This is a genomic window from Streptomyces sp. Wb2n-11, assembly GCF_001049855.1.
GTDB classification, from domain to species: domain Bacteria; phylum Actinomycetota; class Actinomycetes; order Streptomycetales; family Streptomycetaceae; genus Streptomyces; species Streptomyces altiplanensis.
This window is the reverse complement of sequence record NZ_CVPB01000001.1, coordinates 4003086-4017414: the sequence shown is the minus strand read 5'-3', so window position 1 is coordinate 4017414 and position 14329 is coordinate 4003086. Positions and strand designations below refer to the sequence as shown.

Here is a 14329-nt window from a genome sequence, read left to right as displayed (position 1 = left end):
ACGGACAAGGCAAACTGACTGTTGCGACTGGGCGGTGGGGCAGACCGTCGGCGGCAGCAGAGGCAGGGGGAGTGCGATGGACGGCGTACCTCGGGTACCGGAGCAGCGGGCTCCGGCATCCGGTCCGCAGCCCGGCGAGGGCACCCGGCACGAGAACCGGCACCAGGACCGGCCCCCGCAGCGCGACGCCGTGCGCTTCAGCGTGCTCGGGCCCGTCCGCGCCTGGCGCGGCGGCGAACCCCTCAGCACCGGATCGCCGCAGCAGCGCGCCCTGCTGGCCGCCCTCCTGCTCCGCGACGGCCGGACCGCGACGGCGGCCGAGCTGATCGACGGCATCTGGGGCGAGGACCCGCCGTCACAGGCGCTGGCCGCGGTACGGACGTACGCCTCCAGACTGCGCAAGGCACTGGACCCGGAGGTCCTGGTCAGCGAGTCGGGCGGGTACGCGATCAGGGCGGGCGCCGGCACCCTCGACCTGGCCGTCGCGCAGGAGCTGGCCGCCGACGCCGAGAAGTGCCGCGCCTCCGGCGACCGTTACCGGGCCCGGGCCCTGATCAACAAGGCGCTCGGCCTGTGGGACGGCGAACCGCTGGCCTCGGTCCCGGGCCCGTACGCCGAGAACCAGCGCGCCCGGCTGGAGGAGTGGCGGCTCCAGCTCACCGAGACCCGCCTCGACCTGGACCTGGAGGTCGGCTGCCACGCGGAGGCCATCTCGGAACTGACCGCGCTGACGGCCGCGCACCCCCTGCGCGAGCGCCTGCGCGAGCTGCTGATGCTCGCCCTCTACCGCAGCGGCCGCCAGGCGGAGGCCCTGGCGGTGTACGCCGACACCCGCCGCCTGCTCGCCGACGAGCTGGGCGTGGACCCGCGCCCCGAGCTCTCCCACCTCCAGCAGCGCATCCTGGCGGCCGACGCGGACCTGGCCCGCCCGGTGGAACCGCCGCCGTCGGCCACGCCGGCGGTCGTACGTCCCGCGCAGCTGCCGGCCACCGTGCCCGACTTCACCGGCCGCCTGTCCTTCGTACGCGAGCTGGGCGGCCGCCTGGCCGCGGCCGAGAGCGGCGTCATGGCGGTGTCGGCGCTGGCCGGCATCGGCGGCGTGGGCAAGACGACCCTCGCGGTGCACGTGGCCCACGCGGCCCGCCCGCACTTCCCGGACGGCCAGCTGTACATCGACCTCCAGGGCGTGGACTCGCGTGCGGCGGAACCGGAAACGGTCCTGGGCATGTTCCTGCGCGCCCTGGGCACCCCCGACACCGCCATCCCCGACACCCTGGACGAACGCGCCGCCCTCTACCGCTCGACCCTCGACGGCCGCCGCGTCCTGGTCCTCCTGGACAACGCCCGGGACGCCTCGCAGATCCGCCCCCTGCTCCCCGGCACGACGGGGAGCGCGGCGCTGGTGACGAGCCGGGCGCGGATGGTGGACCTGGCGGGGGCGCACCTGATCGACCTGGACGTCATGTCCCCCGAGGAGGCCCTCCAGCTCTTCACGAAGATAGTGGGGGAGGAACGGGTCGCCTCCGAGCGCGAGGCGGCCCTGGACGTCGTGGGCGCCTGCGGCTTCCTCCCCCTGGCCATCCGCATCGCGGCCGCCCGCCTGGCGGCCCGCCGCACCTGGACGGTCTCGGTCCTGGCGGCGAAACTGGCGGACGAACGCCGCCGCCTCGACGAACTCCAGGCCGGCGACCTGGCCGTGAAGGCCACCTTCGAGCTCGGCTACGGCCAGCTGGAACCGCAGCAGGCCCGCGCCTTCCGCCTCCTGGGCCTGGCGGACGGCCCGGACATCTCCCTGGCCGCGGCGGCGGCCGTACTGGACCAGCCCCTCCAGGCCACGGAGGACCTCCTGGAGTCCCTGGTCGACACGTCCCTCCTGGAATCGGCGGCCCCCGGCCGCTACCGCTACCACGACCTGGTCCGCCTCTACGCGCGTGCCTGCGCGGAACGCGACGAACAGCCCCCGGCGGAACGCGAGCGGGCGCTGTCCCGGCTGCTGGACTTCTACCTGGCGACGGCGGCGGCGGTGTACGCGCTGGAACGGCCGGGGGACCGGCTGGCCGACCATCTTGAACCCACCGAGTTTCCGGGCCTCGCGTTTCCGGACCGTCACACCGCGCAGGACTGGCTGTACTCCGAAGCCAACTCCCTGCTGGCGTGCGTACAGCAGTCCTCCGAGCCAGGCATGCTCCGCCGGGCCGTAGACCTGCTGTGGGCGGCCAAGGACCTGGCCGAGTCAGGCGCCAACGCCAAACAGTACGAGGCAGCGGCCACGGCCGTACGCGAGAAGGCACTGGCATGCGGCGACGCGCGTGCCGAGGGGCGCGCGCTCACCGCGCTGACCAACGTCCACCTCGTCGCCGGCCGCTTCGGCCAGGCCGATCAGGACGCACAACGCGCGATGCTGCTTGCCGAGAACGCAGGAGACCCGCTCCCCAGCTGTTGGGCCCCCAACGACAGGGGCATCATCGCGATCTATCAGAACCGGCACGCCGACGGCGAGGGGTACCTGAACCAGGCGATCGCAAATTTCCGCCTCGGCAAGAACCGTCCCGGCGAGGCCAGTGCACTGTGCAACCTGTCACGCGTCCACCTCGCGATGGGTCAAACAGCCAGCGCCGTCGCCCTCGCCCAGCAGGGCATCGATATCTACGACTCCATGGGGCACTCCCTCCGGGGCGCGAACGGCCGGTACGCCCTCGGCCTGGCACTGACTCACTCCGGACAGTTCTCCGATGCCACGGACAGGCTCATGGAGGCACTGGAAGTGTTCCGTGACAGTCGTCAGCGCCTGTGGGAGGGGATGACGCTGTTCCGAATCGCGGAGGTCGACCTGGCGGCGTGCCGGCCGGCAGCGGCGGCCGCCAGGGCGGAGCAGGCACTCGCCATCCTCCGAGGTATCGGCGGAGAGTGGCGGCGCGGCAATGTACTCACCGTCCTCGGTCGCGCTCTTCATCAGGTCGGACAGATCGGCCGGGCCCAGGTCTGCTGGCGCGAAGCCGTTGCCATCTACGAGGAATTGAACTCACCGGAAGCAGCCGACGTCCGGTCGCTCCTGGCGCCGGTGGCAACCGCCTGACGCCCCGTGCAGGGCGTTCATTGAACGTTTATCACCGCCCGGCATGCTCGTACCTGTCGATCCGTCACGTCGGGGGGCATGCGGATCACCGGAGAAGGCCGCGCACTGAGGTGAACGGCCCTGAGACGCCCGTCCGGCAGTCCACGGGGGAACAGCCGGGCGGGCATCGCCGGTCCATCGAGCAGAGCCAGTCACACAGGGGAGCAGACAATCATGAGTGAGACGAAGAAGACCGAGCCCGTCCTCAAGCCGCAGGACAACCACGCCACAGGCACGGGTGACGACGCCATCACCACCATGGACAACCACGCCGCAGGCACGGGTGGCGGTGCTGCTGCCCCGCAGGACAACCACGCCACGAGCGAGCCTGCGTAACAAGGACCTTCCTGACGGGGAACGGCCGCGGTGGCGTGGAGGGGGAGCCACCGCGGCCGCCGCATGTCCGGCGGCCGCCATGACCGGGCCTCCCCGGGGCGCCGCCGCAGCCGGCCTCGCGGCGGCAGCCGAGCAGCCCGTGCCCGCACAGGCATTGGCCGTGTTCGTCACGACCTCCGACGGGGGCCGCGCCGCGTTGTCCGCGAGGCCGTCACCGGGGTCCGCGCCCGTGCTCCATGCCCGGAAGGACTCCCCGGTGCCGTCCTCACCGCCTGAGCAGCCCTGCTCCGGACCGTCGGGGGCAGCCGCACTCCGCCCACCCCACCGGCAGGTCATCGCGCATCCGCCGGACGGCTGCGGGCTTGCGCGCCGGGTGTGCGGGCGTCAGGAGACGACGCGCCCGACGTTGGACAGGGTGCACCTGCCGCCGGAGGTCTCGCCCTCCTCGGGAACGTACGGGGTGGCGACGTCGAGCTTGTCGGTCGCCCCCGCCAGCACCATCGGCATGGTGGTGTAGCGGTCGCCGAGGCTCGTGCCGCTCGGGCCGGTGAACGAGACCGTGAAGGTGTAGGTGTAGTTCTGGGACGAGCTGCTGTTGGTGGCGCTGACGGTGGCGACCATGCCGCGGGAGACGTCGTACACGCAGGAGTCGATCCGTACGTCCCTGCTTCTACTGCTGGAGCCGGACCCCGAAGTGGTGGAGCCGGTCGTGGTGGAGCTGCCCGACGTGGAGTAGTCGTCGTCGTAGCTCGAACCGCCGCTGCTGCTACTGCTACTGCTACTGCTACTGCTACTGCTACTGCTCGAACTGCTGCTGTTGTCGCAGCCGCCACCGCCGGAGCCCCGGGCCCCGGTCAGTGCGAAGACGGCGATACCGAAAACGGCGACAGCGCGGACATGGCGAAGCTGCACGCTTCAACCCCCGTTGAAGTCGTAGATTCTGATGCTCGATTGACAAGCGCACGTCACCCTAGTGCGGTGCCGGACGCGCCTGCAAACATGTGTTTGCAGGCGCGTTGACACCGTGATGCCACCGGCCGGGAGCAGGTCGGACGCGGGTCGGACGCGGGTGTCCGGTGTGCGGCCCATCGCCGCGACCAGGGCGTGCGCGCACCGGTGTTTCCGCGCCACCGCGGGAAGCCGCCGGGGCCTCGAAGCGCTACCGCGCACGGCCGCCGACGGCGACGACGGCGAGGGCGCCGCGCCCACGGCCGGAGACGCCGCGTCCACGGCCGGACACGACCGGTGCTCCACGCCGGCATATCGGAATGGCTGGCTATGGTCGGTAGTTGACACTGATCGCGGCATCGGGCACGGCCGGCCCTGGTGCCAGGTAGTACTCAACGGGGAACGGGGAACGGGGACATGGCAAAGGGTGGCAGCACAGGGGGAAGCAATCACGCCAACCGGGTATTCCGGGTCCAACGGGCCTTCACCGAGCTCCTGGGGCAGGTGCACGGTCCCGGGGAGCTCGCCGAGGCGACCGGACTGGACGACTCCACGGTGCACCGCATCCTGCAGTCCGGCGTCCACGACGGCATCTTCTTCCGTGAGAGCCGTGGTCTCTACCGGCTCGGTTCCGGCGCCGCGCGCCTCGGCCTGAAGGCGCTCACACACGCGCCCAACGCCGAGGTCGCGCACGGCGTGCTGGAGAAGCTGCGCGCGGACACCGGCGGGGGGCTCGTGTTCCTCTTCGCCGTGGCTCCCTTCGGTGGCGCCAGGAAGCAGTGCCTGGACATGGCTGTCGGCGACTCCGACCTGTCCGAACTCAACCTCAGCCACCGCGCGCTGCTGGTGATCTTCCAGTCGTTGCGTACGGGTGCCTCCGGCCGGGCGATCCTCGCCCACCTCCCGGAGGTGATCCAGGAGGGCGTCCTCGCCGAGCCGCTCCCCCCGAGGCCGGGCCGGGCGCGTACCGCGACGAGGGGGCTCTGCTCGCCTCCCTCAAGACCGTGCGGGAGCAGGGGATCGCCATCGGGATCGAGGAGTGCGCGGCGGGCTGGAGCGGCTGCGCGGCCCCGGTCCTCTGGGACGGGCTGATCATGGGGTCCATCCTGGTGCTCAAGCCCATGGCCGATGTGCCGCAGTGGTCCGACAGCCTCGTCGAGCCCCTCAGGAGGGCCGCCGCCGCGTTCACCGAGACGGGCGGCTGCGGCGCCTGGTCGTCCGAGACCCCCAGCTCCTACTGAACCGCGTGCGACGGCCGCGGCCCTGCCGACCGGTCACGCAATAACGTCGAAACCTGGCTGTCGCATTACCTCGGCCGAACAGTTGCTTTTCTCACGGAGCGGGAAATACCGCTTTCTCGGCAGACGAAAGACGATGCCCGTTTCTCGCCTGCCGGGAGGGCCGAGCCCTGTGCATTCTCACTCTGCGGGAAAGAATTATCTTTCTTGACAGCCCCCACTGCGGGCAGTTGATACTCGAACGGCGGAGAGCCGGAGAACCGGAGCGCCGAGAGCTTCGGTCTGCTGTCAGAGGGAGCTGAATTGACCCGCACCGTAGGCACCTGTTCATACGCGCAGGAGAAAGAGGGGGAGGCCGGGCCGGTGCTCTGCGCCGCGTGCCGGACCGCCGAAGGCGATGCCGGACTGCCGCTCTGGCAGCAGGCGTCGGACCGGGCGGCGCTGCTGTCCCGGCGCGAGGCGGAGGTTTTCGGGCTCCTCGGAAGGGGATATTCCAACCGCAGCATCGCCCAATACCTCGACATCACCGAGCGGACCGTCAAGTTCCACGTGGCTCAGGTACTGAGTAAATTACGTGTTGAATCCAGGTTACAAGCCGGCCTCGTCGCCCACACATATCGCCACCTGTACCAAGGTACAGTTCCCGACCGAATGGGCGCTCGATAGGGTTTTCCTGAAAACAGCGGCCGGAGATCCGGCCGAATTCACCAGGAACTTTCCGGGACGCACCCTGCGGAGGATTCAGCTCCGATGAATCCTCCGCTCGTCACTTCACGGTGACGGAGAAAGGTCACGCCCATGACGGCCCGCCCCGCCGCTCCCACCGGGAGTCCGGCACCCTCACCCATTCCGCCTCCTCACGCCCCCGAGGCCGCGCCGCCGGACATGCGCGGCAGCGTCGGCAACCTGCACGCCACACGTCTGGACGCCGAGCGGGGACCCGGCTCGCGCGCCACCGAACAGCAGCACGCGCGGGGCAGGCTGACCGCGCGGGAACGCCTGGACCTCCTCTTCGACGAGGGCTCGTTCACCGAGATCGAGCAGCTGCGCCGGCACCGGGCCACCGGCTTCGGCCTGGAGAACCGCCGGCCGTACACCGACGGCGTCGTCACGGGCTGGGGCACGGTCCACGGCCGCACCGTCTTCGCGTACGCCCACGACTTCCGCATCTTCGGCGGCTCGCTCGGCGAGGCGCACGCGGCGAAGATCCACAAGGTCATGGACATGGCCGTGAAGGCCGGCGCGCCGCTCGTGTCGCTCAACGACGGAGCGGGCGCCCGTATCCAGGAAGGCGTCTCGGCGCTGGCCGGCTACGGCGGGATCTTCCGGCGCAACACCCGGGCGTCGGGGGTGATCCCGCAGATATCGGTGATGCTCGGCCCGTGCGCGGGCGGCGCCGCCTACTCCCCCGCCCTGACGGACTTCGTGTTCATGGTCCGCGAGACCTCGCAGATGTTCATCACCGGGCCGGACGTGGTCCAGGCCGTGACGGGTGAGGAGATCACGCAGAACGGTCTGGGCGGCGCGGACGTCCACGGCACGGTCTCCGGCGTCGCCGGTTTCGTCTACGACGACGAGGAGGAGTGCCTGGAGGAGGTGCGCCACCTCCTGTCCCTGCTGCCCTCCAACAACCGGGAGCTGCCACCCGTGCTCGACACGGGCGATCCCGCCGGCCGGCGGACCGACGCGCTCGTCGGCCTGGTGCCCGCCGAGGGCAGCCGCCCGTACGACATGCGCGCGGTGATCCAGGAGATCGTCGACGACGGGGAGCTGCTGGAGGTGCACGCGGGCTGGGCGGGCAACATCATCTGTGCGCTGGCCCGGATGGACGGGCAGCCCGTCGGCATCGTGGCGAACCAGCCCGCCGTGCTGGCCGGCGTACTGGACATCCACGCCTCCGAGAAGGCCGCCCGGCACATCTCCACCTGCGACGCCTTCAACATCCCCCTGATCACCCTGGTCGACGTGCCCGGCTTCCTGCCCGGCGTGGACCAGGAGCACAACGGCATCATCCGGCACGGCGCCAAGCTGCTGTACGCGTACTGCAACGCCACCGTGCCGCGCATCTCGCTGGTGCTGCGCAAGGCGTACGGCGGCGCGTACATCGTCATGGACTCGCAGTCCATCGGCGCCGACCTGACCTACGCCTGGCCGACGAACGAGATCGCGGTCATGGGCGCCGAAGGCGCGGCGAACGTCATCTTCCGCCGGGAGATCGCCGCCTCCGACGACCCGGAGGCGACCCGTGCCCGGCTGGTCAAGGAGTACAGGACGGATCTGATGCATCCGTACTACGCCGCCGAGCGCGGCCTCGTCGACGATGTCATCGACCCGTCGCACACACGCTCCGCGCTCGTCGAGGCGCTGCGTGTGCTGCGTGCCAAGGACGCCGACCTGCCGTCGCGCAAGCACGGCAACCCGCCGACGTGACAGGCGCCGTGAGCACCTGCCTCCAGGTGGTCCGGGGTTGCCCGGACGACGTCGAACTGGCCGCCGTCATCGCGGTGCTGAGCACCGTGGCCGGGCGACCCGGCGCCGGGTCGGCCGTGGCGCCGGGTCCGGCGAGGGCGGCCTGGGGCGGTGACGGCCACCGGTCGCGCCCAGCCGGGTCCTGGCGCTCCGGGGGCCGTACGCGGCCGGGACAGCCCGCACCGGGCCGGACCGCACCGGACCGGCCCGCGTCATGACCGCGCCCCGCGAGGGCCGGGGAGCCGCACCCGTTCGCCCCGAACGCGCGCCTCCCGCCCTGACCCCTGTTCTCCCGCCGGCCTTCTCCGACGCATTCGACTGGGAGCGGATCGTGGAACACCCACTCAACCCGATCGACGAGGTCTTCCTCGCCATGGACCGGAACATCGGCATGGTCCATGGCCAGTTCCTGCGGTTCGACGGGACTCCTCCTTCACTGGACGTGCTGCACGACCACCTGGCGGACCGGCTGCCCCGGCTCTCCCGGCTGACCCACCGGGCGGGGAGCGAAGGGCGAAGGACGTCCCGCGCTCCCCGTCCCGGCTTCGACCTGCGCGACCACGTGCGGGAGGTGGAGCTCCCGGCCGGGACCACGCTGGACGAGGCGCTCGGCGTCCTGGCCCGTCAGCCGTTGCCCGCGTCCGGCCCCCTGTGGTCGGTCCACCTCGTCCACGGGTACGCCGTCGGGGAGTACGCCGTGTGCTACCGGGTCCACCACGGCCTGGAGGACGGAACGGGCGCGGCCCACGTCGCCACCGTCCTGTTCGGTGACCCCCGGCAGCCGGGGCGGACGCGACAGGACGAGCAGCGGAACGGTCCGCTGTTCACCGCGGGGCCCGTGGAGCTGCTGCGCGGGACGCTCAGCGTGGGTGCGGGGCTGGCGCGCGCTCTGGTGCCCGCCCGGCTGTGGCCGAAGGCGCCCCGGCCCGGACCCGGACACCTCGCCGTGTGCAGCACCGGCGCCACCTGGCACGAACTGAGCAGACTGGGCAGGAAGCACGGCGGCACCGTCAACGACGCCTTCCTCATGGCGCTGTGGGGTGCGCTGGCCGCCTGGAGCGCGTCGGGCGAGAGCAACGACGTACGGTCGGCGTTCCGGTCCGCCCCCGTGCCGGTGCGCATGCCGCTGAGCACCCGCCACACGGGCGAGGAGACGGCCGTCGGCAACCACCTCACCACAGCGACCGTCATGCTCCCCGGCCGGGAACTGCCGCCCGCCGAGGCTTTCGCCCAGCTCGTCGAGAGCACCCACCGGATGCGCTCCAGCGGTCTGCGGCCGGCCAGCAGGGCCTTCGTCGCCCTGCTGCCGTCCGCTGTGACCCGGTGGACCGTCAGGCGCCTGCTCAGCCCCCGCTCGGCGCCGCTGTACGCCTCCAACTACACCGTGCCGAAGAACCTTTGCTTCAAGGGCGATCCCGTGACGGACGCGATCCCGCTCGGTGTGCTCCTGCCGGGCAATCCCCTGTCCGTGACGCTGCTGTCCTGCGGCTCCCGGGTCCAGGTGAGCTTCCTGTACGACCGCAGGCTTCCTGGAGCGCAACGGCTGGCGGCCCTGTGGCGCGAAGCGCTGGACGCGCTGGACGCGCTGGACGCACCGGCCGCACTGAACACACCGGCCGCTCCGGACCAGCTGTTCACGTACTGACCCGCCACCACCACGGTCCCGCTCCGCCCTCTCCGGCGCACCCGTACCACCCACCACCACGGAGGATTCTTCATGTCAAGCAGGTCCAGTTCACGCGGACATTCCGTATGGACGCTCCTCGTGACCGGCCTCGCGGTCTTCATGGCGGCGTTGGACAACCTCGTCGTCATCACGGCCCTGCCCGCGATCCAGGAGTCCCTCGACACGAGCCTGCAGGACCTGGAATGGACGGTGAACGCCTACACCCTGGCCTTCGCGGTCTTCCTCATGGCCGGTGCGGCGGCCGGTGACCGCTTCGGCCGCCGCCGGATGTTCGTGGTGGGGCTCGTGGTGTTCACCGCCGCGTCCGCGGCGTGCGCGATGGCCGACACCTCGGAGCAGCTGATCATCGCCCGCGCGGTGCAGGGCTTCGGCGCGGCCATCGTCATGCCGCTGACCCTGACGCTGCTGACCGTCGCGGTCCCGGCCCGCCGGCGCGGCCTCGCCCTCGGCATCTGGGGCGCGCTGAGCGGTCTCGCGGTCGCGCTCGGCCCGCTGATCGGCGGCGCCGTCGTCGAGGAGATCTCCTGGGAGTGGATCTTCTGGGTGAACGTGCCGATCGGTGTCGTGGTGCTGGCGCTGAGCCTGTGGAAGCTGGCCGAGAGCAGGCTCCCCGAAAGCCCGCTCGACCCGGTCGGCACCGTCCTGGTGAGTGTCGGCATGTTCGGCGTGGTCTACGCCCTCGTACGGACCACCGAGCACGGCTGGGCCGGCGGCGAGGTGCTGGCCTACCTGACCGGCGGGGTGGTGCTCCTCGTGGCCTTCGTCGCCTGGGAGGTGCGCGCCCCCCACCCGATGCTGCCGATGCGGCTGTTCCGCAACCGCTCGTTCAGCGCGGTCAACGCCGCCAGCCTGCTGATGTTCGCCGCCATGTTCGGACTGGTCTTCCTGCTGACCCAGTTCATGCAGAACATCCAGGGGTTCTCGCCGCTGGAGGCGGGTGTGCGGATGCTGCCGTGGACCGCGATGCCCGTCCTGGTCGCTCCGCTCGCAGCCCTGCTGACCGCACGGTTCGGCAACCGGCTGGTGGTGGCCGTGGGGCTGCTGTTCGAAGCCGTCGGCCTCGGCTGGCTCGCCTCGGTGACCCGCGTGCACACCGACTACGCGGACCAGGTCCCCGGCCTGGTGCTCGGCGGCATCGGACTCGGGCTGTTCTTCGCACCCGTCGCCGAGATGGCCATGAACATCGTCTCCCGGCGCGACCAGGGAGTCGCCTCCGGAGCCAACAACACCTTCCGCGAACTCGGCGGCGTACTCGGGGTCGCGGTACTGACCTCGGTGTTCACCGCACAGGGCGGATACGGCTCCCCGCAGGAATTCGTGGACGGCCTGGTTCCCGCCTCGTGGATCGGCGCCGGAATCGCGGCCCTCGGCTGCCTCTCCATTCTCGCGGCCCCCCGCCGCTCCAAGGAGAAGCAGGACGCATGGCAGGAAAGCGGGAGCCCGGACGCCGAAGAGTCCCCGGACGCCGGCCGGCTGGAGCCCTCGCACCGGTAGGTCCACCGGACGTCACGAATCCGCCCACCAGTCGATTGGCCCGGGAGTCGAGATGTACGACGTTGTTGTTGTGGGTGCACGGGTCAGCGGAGCCTCCACAGCGCTGCTGCTGTCAAAAGCGGGTTACGAAGTGCTGTTGCTCGACCGGGCCGTGCTCCCGGGCGGAAAAGCGGCGGCGACCAATCTGGTCCATCCGCCGGGCATTCTCCGGCTGAAACGCTGGGGACTGCTCGACGAGCTGACGGCCACCGGCTGTCCGCCCATTCACGAGTACGGTCTGCGCAGCGGCCAGGTGGAACTGATGGCCCGTCTGCCGACCGTCGACGGGGTGGGCGAGGCGTACTCGCCGGACCGCGGCAAGCTGGACCGGATCCTGCTGGACGCCGCGGTCAAGGCCGGGGCGGAACTGCGCGCGGGTGTCTCGCTCCGCGGGCTCGTCACGGACGACGACGGCACCGTGACCGGCGTGCGGGGGGAGACGGGGGACCGTACCCCGGTGGTCGAGCGCGCCCGCGTCGTGGTGGGGGCGGACGGCTCCAACTCCACGCTCGCCCGCCTGGTCGGCGCCGAGAAGTACGACGCCCACCCGGTCCTCAACAAGAGCCACTGGTCCTACTGGGAGGGGCTGCCGCACGACGGGCGGGTACGCACCTACCGCCACGCCGGCAAGCACGCCTTCACCTGGCCGACCCACGACGGTCTGACCATCGTCGGAGTGGCGCTGCCGGTCGGCGACTTCAAGGCGGCGAGCGAGGAGGAACGGGACCGTACGGTCATCTCCGCGTTCGAGGAAGTGGACCCGCAGCGGGCCGAACTGCTGCGCCGGACCAGCCGCGTCGACCGGTGGATGACGGGGGCGGTGCCCAACTTCCTGCGCCGCTCCCACGGTCCCGGCTGGGCCCTGGTCGGGGACGCCGGATACACCCGGGACCCGATCACCGCCGCGGGCATCACCGACGCGCTGCGCGGGGCCGAACTCCTCGCGCAGGCCCTCGACGCGGGCCTTTCCGGGAGCGAGCCGCTGCCCGCGGCGCTCGCCCGCTTCGGCCGGGAGCGTGACGACCTGGTCACCGGCCACTACCGCTACACCCTCGACCACGCGACGATCGCGAACCACACGCGCGAGGAAATCGAATTCATTCGCGCGATGAGCCGCAGTCCCACCCACGGCCGTGAGATGGTCGGAATGTTCGCCACCATGGTCAGCCCCTCGGAGTTCTACTCGGCGGCCAACATCCACGCCCTGCTCGACCATCTGGAGCCGGGCAGCGGGCCGAGCTGGAAATTGCGGATGGTGCGCTGGCTCGTACGCGGAGCCCCCCGGCACATTCCCGCGGCCACCCGTTTCGGCGACCGGCTGATCGCCGAGAACCTCGGGCCCATGGGCCAGTACCTGACCTGAGCCCGCAGTTCCCGAATTCCCGCTCACCGCTTACCGGTCACAGATCACCGATCCCCGATCACCGAATTCGTGATTCCCGCACATCCCGTCACCGGCACCACCATGGAGGCACCACCATGTCCGACCACACTTCCAGGGACCTGCGCACCACCTTCCTCTTCCCCGGTCAAGGGGGTTTCGACGGCGAAGCCCTCCGCATGGCGAAGGACAAGTACCCGCAGGTCCGGCGCGTCTTCGAGCGAATCGACACGGAGACCCTGAACCTGTTCTCGCGCCGAATAACCGACATGCTCTTCGGCCCGGAGAAGACGGATCTGCGCGAGCTCCTCGACGGCGACCCGTGGGTTTCGCAGGTGGCGATCTACGGCGCGGGCCTGGCCGCCTGCGAGGTGCTGACGGCCCGGGGAGCGCGGCCGGACGTCCTCGTCGGCCACAGCCTCGGTGAGATCACCGCCCTGGTGGCCGCCGGTGCCTTCTCGGTCGAGGACGGCGTACGCATCGTCGCCCAGCGCGTGGCGGTGATCCAGCGGCAGGACGGCATCGAGGGCCGCATGGTGGCCCTGTCGGCGAACGCCGACCGGGCCCGCCGGCTCCTGGAACTGCTGGACGACCCGATGCTGGCCGTCGCCACCGAGAACCACGACGAGCAGACCGTGGTGAGCGGTCCGGGCGAGGTCCTGGACCGGGTGGTGGCGATCGCCGGACAACTGGGCATCGGCGCCATCGAGATCGACGCGCCCTTCCCCTTCCACACCCCGGCCCTGGCTCCCGCGGTCCCCGACTTCGCCGCCTATGTGGGCAAGCTGGACCAGTACCCGCTGCGGAACCTGGTGTACTCGCCGATCCTTCAGCGCTACTACGAGCCCGACGACGCCCTGGCCGACCGCCTGGCCGAGCACTTCGTCACCCCGGTCCGGTTCGCCGCCGCCGTGCGCCACCTGCGGGAGGCCGGTGTCACCACGTTCGTGGAGGCGGGCGGCCGGGCCGCGCTGTCCAAGCTGGTCACCCGTCTGACCAAGGGATCGGACGTACGGGTCCTGGCCTCGCTGGCGGTCGACGGAGACGGAGGGCTGGCTCTCGAGGCCACCGTGCGGGCCCTGTCGGACGCGGGCCTGGCCGACGCCGGCCGGACCCCGGGACTCGCCGGGCTGCTGGCTCCGTCGGTGCCCGTCGACGTCTTCGAGGCGTACTGGAACGAGCACGGCGACGAGGTCGTCCGGCGCGTCACCGGCGACCTCGTCGCCTACCAGCGGGCGCAGGAGGCCGCCGCGGTGCCCGAGGAGCCCTCGGCCGCGGCCGAGGAGACCGGCGCCCCCGCGGGAGTTCCGACCCGCGCGGAGGTCGCCGCCGAGCTGCGGGCCCTGTACGCCGAGGCCCTGGAGTACCCCGAGGAGGTCTTCGAGGACGAGGTGCAGCTGGAGGCCGAACTCGGCGTCGACTCGGTCAAGCAGGTCGAGCTGCTCTCCCGCGTCTCCAAGCGCTACGGCCTGCCGACGCGGCAGTCGGGCTTCCGCATCGACAACTACAACACGATGGGCAAGGTCGTCGAATTCGTGCTCGCGGAGCTGGCCGGCCAGAAGCCCGTCACCACCGGCTGACGAGGCCCGGACCGCTCCCGCTCGTTCTCCCGTCCCAGAAGG

General features: G+C 71.2%; 12 protein-coding genes. 11 read left to right on the top strand and 1 reads right to left on the bottom strand.

Annotated features, from left to right (window positions below; translation table 11 throughout):
- The first annotated feature begins 76 nt into the window (after positions 1-76).
- Positions 77-3076, top strand: a complete 3000-nt coding sequence (locus BN1555_RS18375) for an SARP-family global regulator AfsR (RefSeq protein WP_093800396.1) — start codon at positions 77-79, stop codon at positions 3074-3076.
- 213 nt (positions 3077-3289) lie between these two features.
- Positions 3290-3451 (top strand): hypothetical protein, encoded by a 162-nt coding sequence (locus BN1555_RS39025; RefSeq protein ID WP_176710073.1) that lies wholly within the window; start codon positions 3290-3292, stop codon positions 3449-3451.
- A 384-nt stretch (positions 3452-3835) separates the two neighbouring features.
- Here BN1555_RS39025 and BN1555_RS39020 read toward each other — a convergent pair whose 3' ends face one another.
- Positions 3836-4363, bottom strand: coding sequence for a hypothetical protein (locus BN1555_RS39020; RefSeq protein WP_093800395.1), 528 nt, complete (start codon positions 4361-4363; stop codon positions 3836-3838).
- A gap of 453 nt (positions 4364-4816) precedes the next feature.
- Between BN1555_RS39020 and BN1555_RS18365 the strand changes: the two genes are divergently transcribed.
- The 9 genes from BN1555_RS18365 (at position 4817) to BN1555_RS18330 (ending at position 14287) form a co-directional block, all read left to right on the top strand.
- Positions 4817-5491, top strand: coding sequence for a helix-turn-helix domain-containing protein (locus BN1555_RS18365; protein WP_093800394.1), 675 nt, complete (start codon positions 4817-4819; stop codon positions 5489-5491).
- A gap of 2 nt (positions 5492-5493) precedes the next feature.
- Positions 5494-5640, top strand: a complete 147-nt coding sequence (locus BN1555_RS40420; protein WP_255306080.1) for a hypothetical protein — start codon at positions 5494-5496, stop codon at positions 5638-5640.
- A 300-nt stretch (positions 5641-5940) separates the two neighbouring features.
- Positions 5941-6303, top strand: a complete 363-nt coding sequence (locus BN1555_RS18360; protein WP_176710072.1) for a helix-turn-helix domain-containing protein — start codon at positions 5941-5943, stop codon at positions 6301-6303.
- A 219-nt stretch (positions 6304-6522) separates the two neighbouring features.
- The gene (locus tag BN1555_RS18355; protein WP_218058247.1) at positions 6523-8067 is read left to right on the top strand and encodes an acyl-CoA carboxylase subunit beta; all 1545 of its coding nucleotides are present in this window, start codon (positions 6523-6525) and stop codon (positions 8065-8067) included.
- The gene (locus BN1555_RS18350) at positions 8064-8324 is read left to right on the top strand and encodes an acyl-CoA carboxylase subunit epsilon (RefSeq protein WP_107081089.1); all 261 of its coding nucleotides are present in this window, start codon (positions 8064-8066) and stop codon (positions 8322-8324) included. The genes BN1555_RS18355 and BN1555_RS18350 overlap by 4 nt, the downstream gene beginning before the upstream one ends.
- Before the next feature lie 113 nt (positions 8325-8437).
- Positions 8438-9751: a wax ester/triacylglycerol synthase domain-containing protein gene (locus BN1555_RS18345; RefSeq protein ID WP_176710071.1), complete on the top strand. Its 1314-nt coding sequence runs from the start codon at positions 8438-8440 to the stop codon at positions 9749-9751.
- A 72-nt stretch (positions 9752-9823) separates the two neighbouring features.
- Positions 9824-11287, top strand: a complete 1464-nt coding sequence (locus tag BN1555_RS18340; RefSeq protein WP_093800389.1) for an MFS transporter — start codon at positions 9824-9826, stop codon at positions 11285-11287.
- Between the two features lie 52 nt (positions 11288-11339).
- Positions 11340-12689, top strand: coding sequence for an NAD(P)/FAD-dependent oxidoreductase (locus BN1555_RS18335; protein WP_093800388.1), 1350 nt, complete (start codon positions 11340-11342; stop codon positions 12687-12689).
- A gap of 116 nt (positions 12690-12805) precedes the next feature.
- The gene (locus BN1555_RS18330) at positions 12806-14287 is read left to right on the top strand and encodes an acyltransferase domain-containing protein (RefSeq protein WP_093800387.1); all 1482 of its coding nucleotides are present in this window, start codon (positions 12806-12808) and stop codon (positions 14285-14287) included.
- The last annotated feature ends 42 nt before the right edge of the window (positions 14288-14329 follow it).

What these genes read in the sequence shown, in the direction of transcription:
- BN1555_RS39025 (WP_176710073.1), top strand. Translation starts at nt 3,290, where the DNA reads ATGAGTGAGACGAAGAAGACCGAGCCCGTCCTCAAGCCGCAGGACAAC.
- BN1555_RS18335 (WP_093800388.1), top strand. Translation starts at nt 11,340, where the DNA reads ATGTACGACGTTGTTGTTGTGGGTGCACGGGTCAGCGGAGCCTCCACA.
- BN1555_RS40420 (WP_255306080.1), top strand. Translation starts at nt 5,494, where the DNA reads ATGGGGTCCATCCTGGTGCTCAAGCCCATGGCCGATGTGCCGCAGTGG.
- BN1555_RS18340 (WP_093800389.1), top strand. Translation starts at nt 9,824, where the DNA reads ATGTCAAGCAGGTCCAGTTCACGCGGACATTCCGTATGGACGCTCCTC.
- BN1555_RS18375 (WP_093800396.1), top strand. Translation starts at nt 77, where the DNA reads ATGGACGGCGTACCTCGGGTACCGGAGCAGCGGGCTCCGGCATCCGGT.
- BN1555_RS18330 (WP_093800387.1), top strand. Translation starts at nt 12,806, where the DNA reads ATGTCCGACCACACTTCCAGGGACCTGCGCACCACCTTCCTCTTCCCC.
- BN1555_RS18365 (WP_093800394.1), top strand. Translation starts at nt 4,817, where the DNA reads ATGGCAAAGGGTGGCAGCACAGGGGGAAGCAATCACGCCAACCGGGTA.
- BN1555_RS18355 (WP_218058247.1), top strand. Translation starts at nt 6,523, where the DNA reads ATGCGCGGCAGCGTCGGCAACCTGCACGCCACACGTCTGGACGCCGAG.